This is a genomic window from Armatimonas sp. (genome assembly GCF_031410135.1).
In the GTDB taxonomy this organism is placed as follows: Bacteria; Armatimonadota; Armatimonadia; order Armatimonadales; family Armatimonadaceae; genus Armatimonas.
The window spans coordinates 1-13,081 of record NZ_JANNYP010000024.1; the positions used below are offsets into that span (position 1 = coordinate 1).

Annotated in this window: 17 protein-coding genes and 1 pseudogene; 13 read left to right on the forward strand and 5 right to left on the reverse strand. The window is 57.4% G+C overall.

Going from position 1 to position 13,081, the window contains the following annotated elements; translation table 11 throughout:
• The first annotated feature begins 217 nt into the window (after positions 1–217).
• The 8 genes from RMO15_RS00910 (at position 218) to RMO15_RS00945 (ending at position 5,629) form a co-directional block, all read left to right on the forward strand.
• A complete protein-coding gene (locus tag RMO15_RS00910) occupies positions 218–811 on the forward strand; it encodes a PEP-CTERM sorting domain-containing protein (RefSeq protein ID WP_309706979.1) in 594 nt (197 codons plus the stop codon).
• Between the two features lie 68 nt (positions 812–879).
• Positions 880–1,272: a hypothetical protein gene (locus RMO15_RS00915; protein ID WP_309706982.1), complete on the forward strand. Its 393-nt coding sequence runs from the start codon at positions 880–882 to the stop codon at positions 1,270–1,272.
• Positions 1,190–1,723: a DUF4351 domain-containing protein gene (locus tag RMO15_RS00920; protein WP_309706983.1), complete on the forward strand. Its 534-nt coding sequence runs from the start codon at positions 1,190–1,192 to the stop codon at positions 1,721–1,723. Before RMO15_RS00915 ends, RMO15_RS00920 begins: the two co-directional genes overlap by 83 nt.
• Positions 1,724–1,727: 4 nt before the next feature.
• Entirely contained in the window at positions 1,728–3,149 is a 1,422-nt protein-coding gene (radA, locus tag RMO15_RS00925; RefSeq protein WP_309706985.1) for a DNA repair protein RadA, read from the forward strand.
• 38 nt (positions 3,150–3,187) lie between these two features.
• Positions 3,188–3,667 carry a hypothetical protein gene (locus RMO15_RS00930; RefSeq protein ID WP_309706987.1) on the forward strand — a complete coding sequence of 160 codons (480 nt, stop codon included), beginning with the start codon at positions 3,188–3,190 and terminating at the stop codon, positions 3,665–3,667.
• A gap of 27 nt (positions 3,668–3,694) precedes the next feature.
• Positions 3,695–4,498 (forward strand): ABC transporter ATP-binding protein, encoded by an 804-nt coding sequence (locus tag RMO15_RS00935; RefSeq protein WP_309706989.1) that lies wholly within the window; start codon positions 3,695–3,697, stop codon positions 4,496–4,498.
• Positions 4,491–5,198: an ABC transporter ATP-binding protein gene (locus RMO15_RS00940; protein ID WP_309706991.1), complete on the forward strand. Its 708-nt coding sequence runs from the start codon at positions 4,491–4,493 to the stop codon at positions 5,196–5,198. The genes RMO15_RS00935 and RMO15_RS00940 overlap by 8 nt, the downstream gene beginning before the upstream one ends.
• Entirely contained in the window at positions 5,195–5,629 is a 435-nt protein-coding gene (locus RMO15_RS00945; RefSeq protein WP_309706994.1) for a DUF6278 family protein, read from the forward strand. Before RMO15_RS00940 ends, RMO15_RS00945 begins: the two co-directional genes overlap by 4 nt.
• On the opposite strand, the gene RMO15_RS00950 is transcribed toward RMO15_RS00945, so the two are convergent.
• Entirely contained in the window at positions 5,600–6,454 is an 855-nt protein-coding gene (locus RMO15_RS00950; protein ID WP_309706996.1) for a DUF6777 domain-containing protein, read from the reverse strand. The genes RMO15_RS00945 and RMO15_RS00950 overlap by 30 nt on opposite strands.
• A gap of 151 nt (positions 6,455–6,605) precedes the next feature.
• Between RMO15_RS00950 and RMO15_RS00955 the strand changes: the two genes are divergently transcribed.
• Positions 6,606–7,181 carry a hypothetical protein gene (locus RMO15_RS00955; RefSeq protein ID WP_309706998.1) on the forward strand — a complete coding sequence of 192 codons (576 nt, stop codon included), beginning with the start codon at positions 6,606–6,608 and terminating at the stop codon, positions 7,179–7,181.
• Here RMO15_RS00955 and RMO15_RS00960 read toward each other — a convergent pair.
• The 4 genes from RMO15_RS00960 to RMO15_RS00975 form a co-directional block, all read right to left on the reverse strand.
• Positions 7,159–8,586, reverse strand: coding sequence for a hypothetical protein (locus RMO15_RS00960; protein ID WP_309707000.1), 1,428 nt, complete (start codon positions 8,584–8,586; stop codon positions 7,159–7,161). The two genes, RMO15_RS00955 and RMO15_RS00960, sit on opposite strands and share 23 nt — an antisense overlap.
• A 92-nt stretch (positions 8,587–8,678) precedes the next feature.
• Positions 8,679–9,644 (reverse strand): GTP cyclohydrolase FolE2, encoded by a 966-nt coding sequence (gene folE2 / locus RMO15_RS00965; protein ID WP_369016057.1) that lies wholly within the window; start codon positions 9,642–9,644, stop codon positions 8,679–8,681.
• Between the two features lie 111 nt (positions 9,645–9,755).
• Entirely contained in the window at positions 9,756–10,601 is an 846-nt protein-coding gene (locus tag RMO15_RS00970) for a 6-carboxytetrahydropterin synthase (protein ID WP_309707004.1), read from the reverse strand.
• A gap of 27 nt (positions 10,602–10,628) precedes the next feature.
• Positions 10,629–11,432 carry a TIM barrel protein gene (locus RMO15_RS00975; protein ID WP_309707006.1) on the reverse strand — a complete coding sequence of 268 codons (804 nt, stop codon included), beginning with the start codon at positions 11,430–11,432 and terminating at the stop codon, positions 10,629–10,631.
• 27 nt (positions 11,433–11,459) lie between these two features.
• Here RMO15_RS00975 and RMO15_RS00980 point away from each other — a divergent pair, with 27 nt between their 5' ends.
• The 4 genes and pseudogenes from RMO15_RS00980 to RMO15_RS33125 all read left to right on the forward strand — a co-directional run.
• On the forward strand, positions 11,460–12,116 hold the full coding sequence (locus tag RMO15_RS00980) for a hypothetical protein (RefSeq protein WP_309707008.1): 657 nt from the start codon (positions 11,460–11,462) through the stop codon (positions 12,114–12,116).
• Positions 12,117–12,137: 21 nt separating this feature from the next.
• Positions 12,138–12,335 carry a hypothetical protein gene (locus RMO15_RS00985; protein ID WP_309707010.1) on the forward strand — a complete coding sequence of 66 codons (198 nt, stop codon included), beginning with the start codon at positions 12,138–12,140 and terminating at the stop codon, positions 12,333–12,335.
• Positions 12,336–12,348: 13 nt separating this feature from the next.
• Positions 12,349–12,927: a hypothetical protein gene (locus tag RMO15_RS00990; RefSeq protein ID WP_309707013.1), complete on the forward strand. Its 579-nt coding sequence runs from the start codon at positions 12,349–12,351 to the stop codon at positions 12,925–12,927.
• Between the two features lie 5 nt (positions 12,928–12,932).
• Positions 12,933–13,081 (forward strand): annotated as a pseudogene (locus tag RMO15_RS33125) (hypothetical protein); the annotation flags it as partial.

A 13,081-nucleotide genomic window follows, 5' to 3' on the forward strand; every position in this document is an offset into this window, starting at 1 on the left:
AACGGGAACAAACTCGGCTTTATGGGACATGTTCTGCTTGGGATTCTCCCTGCATTGAGAGAGCAGACCTAAAAATGAAGATGCCACAAGTGGGGTACAAAGTGGCATGAAGGGCCCTTCAACCAAAATGAGTCACACCCATATGTTTTCTTTGTCATACTGGCTCCAATCGGAATAGGCCGATCATCGGTTTAACTTTAACCAAGGAGCTTGGCTCATGTTTTCTCGTTCTCTCACTCTCATCGCCAGCGTCGCCACAATGGCCGCGCTCGCACCCACCGCGCACGCCCAAATCGTCGCCACCCCTCATAGCTACGTCACCACACTCACGGCTGCATCCCCGACATTCAACCGCCCCCTGTCTGGTACTCCTGTTACTAGCCTTAGTGGCGTTGGAACGGCAGTCAGCTACGGTGCGCTTACTTTTATCCCAGACTCAACGCAGACCTACACGTTTGAGACCACGGCAGCAACACTGGCCACTGGAACGGCTGATGATACGTTTCTTGTCCTGTATCAAGGCTCCTTCAATCCCGCCAGTCCGCTTACCAATGCTCTTGTGGCCGACGATGACGCTGGCGTCGGGTCGCTCTCGTTGATGTCGCGCGCTCTTACGGGGGGCACTACCTACATTCTCGTCACAACGACATTTAACAATGGTCAGTTTGGGCCGATCACCACACGAATCTCCAGTGCTGCTCCTGCCACGCTCAATTTGGGGGGGGCTTCTGCTCCTGAGCCAGGAACGCTGGCGCTTCTGGGAACGGCTCTGGTCGCGTTGCCGCTCATCCGTCGCCGCAAAACAAGCTAAGCGTTTTTCCCCAATCGAATCGTGAGGCGGACAGTGCTGTCTGCCCACTTTCCCCGTATACTCAAAGTGTGCCCAAGCCCTTTGATGCCTCGACAAAATTTCTGGTCGAACTCTACCCCGAGGACTGGCTGCGTTTTCTCAAACAGCCCATCGGCCCGACGGAGCTGGTAGAGGCAGATCTCTCCACGGTCACGGCGGCGGGCGATAGAATTCTGCGGGTGAACACCGTTCCGCCTTACGCCATGCACATGGAGTTTCAGGCAGGACCAGATCCTGAGCTAGAAGAGCGGACATGGGAGTACAATGTTCTCTACACACGGCGATTAAAAATCCCGGTTCCACTACAATATTCTTCGGGTCTGGGAAACGCCGCCCGAGGTGTTTCTCGAAGGTGGGATCGGGCTGGTGCCACTTGCCACGGTAGCCAAAGTGTCGCGCACCGAGCTGCCGATGATTGTTGAGGCGGTCAATGAGCGCCTGGATCGAGAGCGTAAGCCCAGTGAGGCGGCGCTTCTTCGGACGGCAACCTATGTGTTGATGGGGCTGAAACACCCCAAATATCTTGTGGAGAAACTGATGAGCAGAAATGTACTGGAACTATCCTCAACCTACCAGGGACTGATTCAAGAGGGCTTGGATAAAGGCTTACGGCAGGGTTTAGAGCAAGGGCTTGAGCAGGGGTTGGAGCAAGGGCTTGAGCAAGGGCTTGAGCAGGGGCTAGAGCAAGGGCTGGAGCAGGGAGCTGCGCTTGAGGCAAGAAGCATTATCTTGCGCCAGGGGCGAAAGCGATTTGGACCGCCCGCTCCCGAGACTGTTGCACTACTGGAGGCTATTTCCTCACGAGAGACTCTCGAAAGGCTGTCTGAGCGCTTACTGGATGTCGAGACCTGGTCAGAACTTCTGGCGGAGTAGGTTTTTGGCCAAAGCAACCACAAGGTTTGTCTGTCAGCAGTGCGCTCATGTCGAGCCCAAGTGGGCGGGGCGCTGCCCGAGCTGTAACGAGTGGAACAGCCTTGTCGAGGAGGCGATCCGTGAGACCAAGACCCTCACGGCACAAATTCGTGCGGGGGCTGGGAATTTCTCTCACATGGGAGCTGCCCAGTCTCGTCCTCGGCCCATCACTGAGATTGAGATCAGCGAGCGACAGCGGCAGTCCACGTATATCCCTGAGTTTGACCGCGTGCTCGGCGGCGGGATCGTCCCCGGCTCACTGACCCTCATTGGGGGCGAGCCAGGGATTGGCAAGTCGACCCTGATGAGCCAGCTCTGTGGTAACCTTGCGGCGCAGTACGGGACGACGCTCTATATCTCGGGTGAGGAGTCGGTAGAGCAGATCAAGCTGCGGGCCATTCGGCTCTCGGCGCTCCACCAAGATTTATTACTGGCCTCTGAGACCGATATCGGGGTGATCGCTGGGTTTGTGGAGCAGCTGAAGCCAAAATACTTGGTGATTGACTCGATCCAGACCATGATCTCACCGGATGTGGACAGTGCACCGGGGACAGTCTCGCAAGTCCGGGCGGCGACCAGTGCGCTGGCGGCGCTGGCCAAGGGCAAGCGCATTCCTATCTTTCTGGTGGGCCATGTCACCAAAGAGGGAGCCATCGCGGGGCCGCGTGTTCTGGAGCACATGGTGGACACCGTGCTCTACTTCGAGGGCGATGCACATCTGACCTACCGAATCCTACGGGCCGTGAAGAACCGCTTTGGCTCTACCGATGAGCTGGGGATTTTCGAGATGCGCTCTGAGGGGCTGGTGGGGGTGGACAATCCCTCTGCCGCGTTCTTAGCCGAGCGGCCTGTGGGAAGCCCTGGTTCGACCGTCACGGCGACGATGGAGGGCTCGCGGGCCTTGTTGGTCGAAGTGCAGGCACTGGTGGCCCAGAGCTATCTCACGAGCCCACGCCGCGTGACCAATGGGGTGCACCGGGATCGGGTCTCGCTGGTGTTGGCCGTGCTGGAGAAGCGCCTCGGGCTCTCGCTTGCCAACATGGATGTCTTTGTCTCGGTGGCGGGCGGTGTGCGGGTCGAGGAACCGTCGGCGGACCTTGCAATTGCGCTCGCCGTGGCAGGGAGCTTCTTGGATCGTCCTGTGGGCGGCAACCAGGTCTTTTTGGGCGAGATCGGGCTGGCGGGAGAAGTGCGAAGCTGCACGCAGATCGAGAAGCGCCTTCGTGAGGCGGCGGGGCTGGGCTTTGGCGGCGCGATCCTGCCGCAGAAAAATATCGGGCGGGAGACTCAAGGAACCGGGCTGGAGCTACACGGAATAGAAACGGTTCGTCAAGCTGTCGAGAAAGCACTCCTTGCGCCGCAGCAGTCTGTAAAGCCACCCTTGTAAAAATCCTTAAAATCCTTGCAACCGTTAGGGGCTCTGAAGTGTCGGTAGAGCTGGAGCACGCGATGGAAGTCCCGGATGAAGTCTTTGATGACCAGGAAGCCTTTGAGGCGTTTATGGCGCAGGTGGGCGGTGGCAACCCACGCCGAGATGGCGAGGCGCTGATCGGCTATTTGAACGGCTGGCTGACGCGTCATGAGGGCGAGTCGGGCGAGTCCGCGGAGAAAAAAGAGGCGGCACGACGGCTGATCTCCGAGCTCCAAACAGGCCTCGACTCTCTCTATGCCCAGGATGTGGTGGTCGCACGTTTGGAAGATGAGTTGGACATGCTGCGTGAGCGCCAGGAGCAGCACATTGGCGAGCTGCGGGTTCAGTTTCGAAAGATGGTTTTCTGGCGGGGGCGCAACGATGCCGATGTACTTGCCGCAATTGAGTGGGTACAGCAGGAGTTCTCCCCCGAGCTCGCCATCAAGATCCTCGATACTGAGGGGCTTTTTGATAGTGATATTCCCCAGGAATAGGGCGTTTGTGGTATACTCTGGCCTCGTATGCCTCTTCTGGAATGCCAAAATGTTATCAAGCGCTTCGGGGGACTGACCGCCGTCAATGGGGTCAATCTCACCATCAACGAAGGCGATCTGGCCGGACTCATCGGGCCCAATGGGGCGGGTAAGACCACGGTCTTTAACCTGCTGACCGGGGTCTACGCTCCCACCGAAGGCGATATTCTCTTTGAGGGGATCTCCGTGGCGGGCAAGAAACCCTATGAGATTGCCCAGCGCGGGATCTGTCGGACGTTTCAAAATATCCGGCTCTTTGGAGATCTCACGGTGCTGGACAATGTGCGCACGGGAGCATCGGTGCGGGAGAACACGAGCCTGGCGGCGACGATCTTCCAGACGCCTGTGTTTGAGCGCGTGGAGAAGTCGGTCACCGACGATTCCCGGCACCTTCTGAGTCTTCTCGGACTGGATGAGCTGCGTCATGAGCAAGCTCGCAATCTTCCTTACGGTGCCCAGCGTCGCTTAGAGATTGCCCGTGCTCTCGCCACCAAGCCGCGTCTTTTGCTACTGGACGAGCCCGCGGCGGGGATGAACCCGCAAGAGTCCGAGGATCTGATGCATCTCATCCGGCGGCTCCGTGATGAGTTTAAAGTGACGATTTTACTGATTGAGCACGACATGAATGTGGTGATGGGAGTCTGTGAGACGATCACGGTTCTGGTCTACGGCGAGCCAATAGCCCACGGGACGCCTGAGGAGATTCAGAGTAACCCCAAGGTGATTCAGGCCTATCTGGGGGATGAAGACGGCGACGGGCTAGGCGATGTGGGAGGAAAGACCGATGCTTAAGCTGGAAAACCTCGATGTCTACTACGGCGCGATCCATGCTCTGCGCGGCGTGAGCGTCACGGTCGAAGAGGGCGAGATCGTGACCCTGATCGGGGCCAATGGGGCGGGCAAGAGCACTCTATTACGCACTGCCTCCGGGATGGTGCGTCCCAAAGGCGGAAGTGTTACGTTTCTGGGTGAGAACATCACCAAGACTCCCATTGCTACCATTGTCTCCCGTGGCCTTGTGCACTGCCCCGAGGGGCGGCGCATCTTTGCCAACATGAGTGTCAAGGAAAACTTGGAGCTGGGGGCGTATCTGCGCAAAGATAAAGCGGGGATTGCATCGGACTATGAGTACTCCCTCAACCTCTTTCCCCGGCTCCGTGAGCGCCTGATGCAAAACGCGGGAACGCTTTCGGGCGGCGAGCAGCAGATGCTCGCGATTGGCCGGGCGCTGATGAGCAAGCCCAAGCTTCTGATGATGGATGAGCCCTCACTTGGTCTGGCTCCCGTGATCGTCCAAGATATTTTCCGGATTATCACGACGATCAATCAAGAGCACAAAGTCGCTGTGTTGCTAGTGGAGCAGAATGCCAACAAGGCACTGGCCGTCGCGCACCGGGGCTATGTTCTGGAGACAGGCCGCATTACGCTGGAAGGGCCCGCCGCCGAGCTGCGCACCAACCCCGAGGTCAAGAAAGCCTATCTGGGCGAATGACCCTTACCCTAGAGAATGTGGGGCTCTACGCCGAGACCCTAGTTCGTCAAGCATCTGCCCGTGGGCAAACTCTGGACTACTCCCCGGAGTCGCTGGCAGTGCTCGATGCCCTACTAGCAGTCTCCGACCCGCAGCTTGAGGAGACGAGTACCCAGCAACGCGACCTGGTGATCTTTTACACCGGCTGCTACCTTGGAGAAGTTCTTGTACGAACACTAGGGGCACAGTGGCAGCTCACCGAAGACTGGGCGGAAGCTACGCTGGTTCTTGTTGCGGATGCGAATAAGGGCGGAATTGAAGTGCGGCCCTTTGAAAAACTCCACCGCCGCCTCACCGAAGGTCCTGAGGGAAACTCACTGAGAGCCTATGGTGAGGGGTTGAAGGAGCGCTTTGATGCTCTGTCAGCGCTTGCGGCGGCGCAGGGCCAGTAGACCTGCGCTTCCCAGTGCGAGTAGCGCTAGGGTGCCCGGCTCTGGGATTGTGTTGGGCGTTGATGTCGAGCGCACGACCAAGCCCACAACCCCTGCGAGAGGGATCAACGGAATCCCCGTCCGTGCGATATTGGTCGGGATTCGGGGGGCTGGCGGTCGATCCGTAGTCGTCGTAACCGGCGGAGCGATAGGAGGCACCACGGGATCACCAGGAGTGTCCATGGCTAGTGTGATGCCGACGGGGGCCTCCAGACCTGCGGGTTCCAGCAAGCTACCTTGAGGTGCGAGAACTCCAGCGTCAATTGCTCGGCTCACCTGTGTTGGCTTGGGGCGCTCACGCAATACAGGAATCTTAGGGAGGAGGGGATTGGAGCAGTCCCACTTCAAGATTGGCTTGCCATCACGCGTTGCCCAAACACGTGTCCCCTTTTTCAAGGTCGTGTTCTTGCTATAAATCAAACCAGACTTGGTGACACCATAGTTCATCACACGAGTGTCTTGTGCGAGTGTCTGTGGGACGAGTGCATCCTGAACAAACTCAATCACACGTTCCTCAGGAACCCCAAAGTGCTTGGCAAGATTGGTACGAAAAGTCTTGTTAGTTTTGAGGGTCTCAACAAGGCCTTCATTCGTAAGAGAAGGATTGTTGTTAAAGCGATCCCGACCCGATTGAACACGCTGAGACGTAAAGGCGGGCAGGAGGGGACTCTCGCTCAGGACGACGGGTGCGGTTCCCGTATCGCTCTGAGCCAGACTCGCGGTTGCGAGTGCCAGTCCTGTAATCAGTGTGATGTTGGGTTTAAGGGTTTTCACAATATTTCTCACAGTGCAATTATACTGCCTAGGACTCCATTGTACACGAAGAAAGTTCCTTTACAAGCAAAACCTAGTAACTATAGGGGGGATAAACAGCGAAAATTACCTATACGTTTTTCCTATAGAAGGGGTAGTGGGTAGAGATGTTGAATCCTGTTGCATGAGTAAAAGTGATCGTGTCGTAGGTCTGATCTGCCTGGCAGGCATGCTGGGCTGCCGTGGTGGCAAAGGGGAAAGAGGAGGCCAGCTTGAGGCTATGATTCCCCTGGTGACTGCGCAGATTGGGGAGACGCTCCTTGGGATTCCCTCCCGCTCTCTGAGCAATACAGGCGAGCCACCGATTCTGGGTATCCAAGGTCGAGAACAAGTGGTGCTTGCTGCCGATGAGGTGGCATTTGCAAAGATCGTTGGGGAGGGAGTACGCCCAGAAGACATTCGGCGTATCGTCGGCAAGCTCAGCGATGAGCTCAATAAGACACTCAAGCGCCGTAAGTTACTTGCGGTTGCAGGGACGTTTCCCCCGCAGTGTCGCGAGAGCGATGTTCCGAAAACGGTGCTGGCTGCCGTGACTCCCTATACCTTAGAGACAGGCAGTCCTCAGGCTCAAAAAGAGGGGAAGGGCCAGGCACTACTCATGGCACGTTTGACCCTCACACTCGCGCGCACCGGCGAGACTCTGGCGATACGAGAGTTCTACACAGGCTACACTCTTACTAGCTCGCGCGTTTCGCGATAAGTGACTGAAGCACCTCAGCGACTTTTTGCCGTCGGCTCTCATGCTTATCAAAGGCGGCTTCCATGGCAGGAAGGTGGTCTTTCAGGTATGTTTCCGACTGGGCAAGCTGTTGCTTGAAAGACTCATAGGCAAAGCGAGCATCCTCGGCCTTACCGTTGCGCTTGCGGAAGAACGGGTTGTTAAACGAGTAGTTGTGCAGAGAAAAGCCTGATTCTCGGGCATGCTCCTCGATATTGCGAAGACTACCCTCATAGTACGCCTTTTCCGAGAGAGCTTGATCTATCTGGACTTTGAGTCGCCGGGCATTCTCTGTGGCTTTCGCCTCTTCTTTTTCCACTAAGTCAATGGCAGTATCGAAGATCTGGGATGCCTCCGTATGCGCCGCCGCAGCAAGTGCATGCGCTTCAAAGAGGCTGCTGGACTGAATGCTCTCCGGGAGAGTGAGGACGGGGGGCATCTCAATTTTCAATCCAAGCTTGTCCATTAAATACTGATCGGTCTGTCGGGCAGTGTGGAGGCGCTCTAGCTCATGGGCCGCGGCTTCATGGGCCGCCCGTGCGAACCGCTCCATGGTCTGGCTACAGGCACCGTAGAGAGGGGTCAAGTCAGGATCGGAGAAGAGAGAAAAGGCACTTTCGGGGCTATGGTCCAGTGCCCGATCCAGCAAGGTTTGCGCTTGGGAGAGCGCACCCACACCGAGAGCATAGCGTGCCGCCTCGATCCAAACCGACGGCGACCCTTCTCCTGCTCGCTCCAGAGCACGCTGAGCGGTCTCCCACGCTTCGCTCCACTTACCTGCCGAGGCCTGAAGATAGGCAAGATGGCGCAGAGCATGAAGGTGGTAGAGGTCGCCGCTATTGCCCGAGAGACGAGCGGCGTGGTAGAAACTCTCCGAGACGGTCTCAAGGGGCTCACGTAGCATCCATTGCGTCCAGCCAAACTCAAACCAGATGGCAAAGTTACGGTTGCCAAGAGGATTGTCGAGCACTCCTTTTAGGAGCTTGAAAGCGTCACGTAGCTCTTCTTGTTGCTCTCTTCCTGAGTAGTGGGAGGCATTCTTGAGAGCTTGAAGACCCTGTGCTGCTAGCTCCCGCAACCCGGATTCGTAGCCTGATGCGAGGCGCTCAAAGGTAGCCTGTAGTGCAACAGCATCTTTATAGAGATGCTCGCCTTCGTGGGTATTTGCCGTCGAAGGTGAACCAAGGGCTGCGCTAAGACGCAAGCTCTCCGGAGATGCCATGCGATTTAACGCGGTTGCGGCACAGAGTGCCTGCGTCTGCCATACTTCCAAGAGGGCCTGAGTGGCCTCGGAAGCAGTGCCACAACGAAGCTCCAGCAGGTGCTGGAGCTCCACGAGACGAGGTGGTTTTTGCGTACTGGGCGAGTCCACGGGGGACACGGACATACTCACGGAATCCTTTCGCTGCGCGGAGACGCGCAAGTTCGGTACATCTTACCGTGAAATACTGCTAAGTTCCGCTGGATGTTCCCATGACATTAACAAATCAGGCTCTCGAAGTCAGTGAACTCTGCTTCAAAGCCGCCGGGCACTCCTTTACAGATGACACTAATCGCATCATGACTGTGGAGGCTCTCTAGATGCGCACAGGCAATCTCAAAGTCTCGAACCCGTGCATCGGCATCGAACTGCTCAAAGAGCAAGCGGGCCGCATCCTCGACAAACTTGATGTAGGCACCGTTGAGCTCCGCAAAAGCTTGTTCGTCTTCGCGCTTGACCATGACTTGTGTCTCAGTCTTGAGTGCGTTGAGGCAGTGACGCTGGATCTCCTCGATACTGAGAGTCGCTCCATCGGTCAGCTCCAGCTTGACCCGGGCTTTACTGCGTTGGCTGTGAGGAATTGCATAGACATTTCGCGTGGCACGGGCATGCTCGCTCAGCTCCGTGGAGCACGGGCAGGCCGACGAGTAGACAAAGTCAAAGACGATAAAGCGCCGTAGCGTGCCATGGGCATCGAGGCTCGCCTGATAGCTCACATCGTAGTACTGGTAGCCCGAGAGCCCACTGCGCAGGCTCTGCTGGAGCATCGGGTAGGAGAAGCTGACTTTAAGGCGCGCATTGAGTCCACCCACCGTGGCTTGATAATCGCGCAAGATCTCGGCGAGCGTCTCGGGCGTAAAGCTGGCGTCTTTGTGCTCGTAGAATGTCCGCATGATACGGCTCATGTTGATGCCCTTGATATTGGCCTCAAGAGAGACCGAGCCGGTGACGCGCGCTTCTAAAAGCTGCGCGGTGCCGTCTTCGCTGATAAAGCGCAAGGGCAGACGAAAACCTGAGATCCCGACTTGCTGGATGGGGACATTGGCTCCCTGAACGGCATTGCGCGTCAGCGACATGTCGGGTAGCGAGTCTCGGTATGCCTCGGAGGCGACAAAGTCCGCGTCGTAGCGGCGCTCCACTCCGTTTAGCGGCTGGGCAGGCTGGTCGCTCTCGTGAAAGAACATGCGGGGTAGCGGGGTAAGTGTGGGGGTCGGTTTTGACATGGTTGGTTTCCTCTCAGGAGCCCGCCGGTTGTTTCCGACAAACCGTGCGGGCTAGTTTTGTTTTGATATAGGTTAGTTGCCTTCGTACTCGAAGAAGTTTCGATCCGTCTCTCTTACTACAACACGTTTTAGACGAGCGGGTGCCGGAATTTTATTTTCCAGGTGCCGCCAGATAGCGACCGTAAGATTCTCACTGGTCGGGTTGGTAGCCGCAAAGTCTTCTGTGTCGTCGTTAAGGTGCTTGTGATCAAAGCGCTGCATGATCTCCGTGTCGAGCACCCGATCGAGTGCGACTAAGTCCACGATCATCCCCGTCACGGAGTCAGGCTCGCCGATTACGGTCACTTCGACGCCATAGTTGTGGCCGTGGCCCCTGGGATTGTTGCACTTGCCAAAAATAGCTAGATTATCCGTCTCGCTCAGGCCCGGCGCATGGAGTCGATGGGCGGCGGCGAAGTCTAAGCAGCGGGTGAGGCAGACCATAGTGTTACTCTCTGTACTTTCGTCAAAGTCCATTGAAGCGGAAAGGGTGGGCGTCTCCCACACGATAATTTTAGTGAGCCGCGCCGCCGGGTCGGTGAACTCCGTGTTAAATTGCTCGCCGAGAAACCGCACGATGTTCTCGGTCGTCGGGGCATGGGTGGCGAAGTAAGGCACTTCGTAGGTGAGGTGCTTGTCGCGTAGCGGCTTCAGAGCCCGCTTGAGCGCCTTGTCTACGTCGGTGATATTGACCACCATTCCCGTGGTTTCATCGAGCTGACCGGCGACACTTAGCTCGACTTCGTAGTTGTGCCCATGCCCCCAGCGCGAGGCCCACTTGCCAAAGATCGCCCGATTTTCTTCGTCGGTGCGGTCGGCAAACCAGTAGGCATGCGCTGCGGAGAACATCGCCTTTCGGCGCAGAGTGAGTGTGGCCACGGCTATAAAGAACGCGAGAGTCGCGCCTTAGTTCCCCGTCTTCGCAAAGAGGCGTTTCGCATAGGCGATATCCGCCGCGAGATGCTTCTCCACGCCGCCCGGCTCGCTGTACTCCGCCGTCAGACAGACCGTCCCATTAAATCCTCGCTTCTTGAGGTTCTCCGCCACTGCCTTCCAATCCGAGAGGCCCTCGTCGCCCTTGCACCAGAACGTCTTCCACTTGCCATCGTCGGCGCGTTTCTTGTAGCCATTTTTGAGATTTAGCATCTTAAAGTATGGCCCGTAGATCAGCTCCAGCGCAAAGCCTGCGCCCTCGCCCTCCAGCGCATTGTGCGCCGCATCCCAGACCGCCCCGATAGACTTGGCGGGCAGCGGCGTGAGCAGCGAGCGCAGGCCGAAGGCATGGACAGGCACGTTGCGCCCTGAGTGGTTCTGAATCCCCAGCGCAACGTTATTGCTCTCCAGTGCGGGAGCCATCCCCAGAAACAGCTTCTGCCAGCGCTTCTCGGCATCCAGGTAGCTCTCGCCCTCACGCGGCATCGGGCAGATACGGATGATCGGGACGCCCGCCTTGCCACACGCCTCAAAGAGCTTGGGAGTCAGCTCCGCACCGTCGCTTGTGAAGCTCGGCGCAATGCTCTCGATACTAACGCCCGATTCCTCGCGCAGAAGCTTCGCGGCTTTAGGAAGCTCGACAGCCGCATTGTCCATCGTCACCGGATAGCCGGGACGCACCGGCAGCTCTATGCCGTCCACGCCCAGCGCCGCAACGCGCTTGCCCAGTGCCGGAATCTCGTCTTTGTAGGGTTTGGTAAAAACCGTGAATTTCATACGTCCATTATGCGTATAATCCCGAAGATGCGCCAGCAACAGAAAACAAGAGAAGTGCCGCGCATGGTTAGTGCCAGCGATGAGCAAGCTGCCAAGTTTGAGTATCTGATGGCATCGGGCAAGGCTCTGAGCGTTTGCCTTCTGGTATTTGGAACTCTTGTTGCCATTCTGATTCACTACCACATCCCCCCTTACCGGAAGTTCTTCTGGCTCGATGACCTTGGAAAACTCGCAGGGATACCGACGCTCTCGATGTTTATTGGGCATCTCTATGGGCGCTGGGTCTGTCGCAAGAAAGGCATCTCCCTGGAGCGGCAAGAGCGCACGACGTGGCAGCGCAAGCCCACAACACCGATGGAGAAAACCGCCGCTTTTGGTTTGGGCTTTGTGCACTCTCTGAATCGTATTGCCGGGGCGCTGGGAGTATTGCTTTTTCTGGCATTTCTCGCTCTTCTCATTTGGGGACTAACGCGGGGAGGGTTTTCGCCTCAACCCAACTTGCCCTTGGTAAAGTATGTGCTGGGGGCGATCCTCATTACTGGTTCTTTTGGTGTGATGTTTGCAATGCTGGCGGCGGGGCTTTTGATGTCGCTGGCGGCGCTACGCTCGGGTGGGGAGCTGGTGCGCGTGGATAGCGAGGGCATCTCGTGGGTGCGGGGCGGCGTGCGTCGTCACGTTCCCTGAACAAAGCTGGCCCGCGCCGAGGTGACACGCGGCTACGACGTGAAGGGAGAACTTGCCAACCTGGAGATTCGCTTCTACGATAACGAAGATGAGGCGCAGGGGACATTAAGTTTTGGTGCGGAGCGGCCCAAGTCCATGTCGCCAACCACGCAGAGCTGGTCGGAGCAGCTAGAAGAATTTGCGACAGGGCTCAAGACAACTTTTGACACGCCCCACTAATAAAACGTTGACGGTGAACGTCCTGCTATGGGGCGAGCAAGTCGCCTCCTCCTCGTGCCTCGTCGGTAAAGTATCGCCGAAGGCGCGGCGCGAAGCGCCCCATAGCCCGACGATCTCCGTCGGGGTAACGTGTGAGCGTCAAGACCGTATTGGGAAAGCTTCCGTGAAATCGCCTTGCACCCAAAACGGGATCGGGATACACTCGCGACGTCGCGAAATGAACATTCGACCTATCCACAACGACACCATTTATCGTGAGACTCTCACCGAGATTGAGGGGCTCTTCGATGCCACGCCTGGCACTCCTGAAGGAGATCGGTTGGAGGTATTGGTGACTCTGGTGGAGGCATATGAGCGGAAGCACTTTCCCATCCTGCCGCCCGATCCCGTGGATGCAATCGAGTACTGGATGGAGAGCCGGGGGCTAACACGCCGTGATCTGGAGCCGTTTATTGGGGCACGTGGTCGGGTTGCTGAAGTGCTGAATCGCCGTCGTCCGCTGAGCGTGGAGATGATCCGTCGCTTGCACACAGGGCTTGGGCTTCCGGCGGAGATTCTGATTCAACCCTACGCGTTGCAGCGGGCGGCCTAGTCCTCGTGTACGCCTCCCTTGTCGTCAATGTCGAAGCCCCTGGAATCAAGCAGCCGCTGACCTACCGGGTTCCGGAGGAGCTGGATGAGCTGACGGTGGGGGACTGCGTGGTGGTGCCTTTTGGGCGGCAAGAGGCGATTGGCTACGTGATGAG

Bases quoted from the DNA above. Each gene is read 5' to 3' on its own strand.
- RMO15_RS00960 (WP_309707000.1), bottom strand. From the start codon at position 8,586: ATGTCCGTGTCCCCCGTGGACTCGCCCAGTACGCAAAAACCACCTCGT.
- RMO15_RS00975 (WP_309707006.1), bottom strand. From the start codon at position 11,432: ATGAAATTCACGGTTTTTACCAAACCCTACAAAGACGAGATTCCGGCA.
- RMO15_RS00910 (WP_309706979.1), top strand. From the start codon at position 218: ATGTTTTCTCGTTCTCTCACTCTCATCGCCAGCGTCGCCACAATGGCC.
- RMO15_RS00980 (WP_309707008.1), top strand. From the start codon at position 11,460: ATGCGCCAGCAACAGAAAACAAGAGAAGTGCCGCGCATGGTTAGTGCC.
- RMO15_RS00955 (WP_309706998.1), top strand. From the start codon at position 6,606: ATGAGTAAAAGTGATCGTGTCGTAGGTCTGATCTGCCTGGCAGGCATG.
- RMO15_RS00935 (WP_309706989.1), top strand. From the start codon at position 3,695: ATGCCTCTTCTGGAATGCCAAAATGTTATCAAGCGCTTCGGGGGACTG.
- folE2 (WP_369016057.1), bottom strand. From the start codon at position 9,644: ATGTTCTTTCACGAGAGCGACCAGCCTGCCCAGCCGCTAAACGGAGTG.
- RMO15_RS00945 (WP_309706994.1), top strand. From the start codon at position 5,195: ATGACCCTTACCCTAGAGAATGTGGGGCTCTACGCCGAGACCCTAGTT.
- RMO15_RS00940 (WP_309706991.1), top strand. From the start codon at position 4,491: ATGCTTAAGCTGGAAAACCTCGATGTCTACTACGGCGCGATCCATGCT.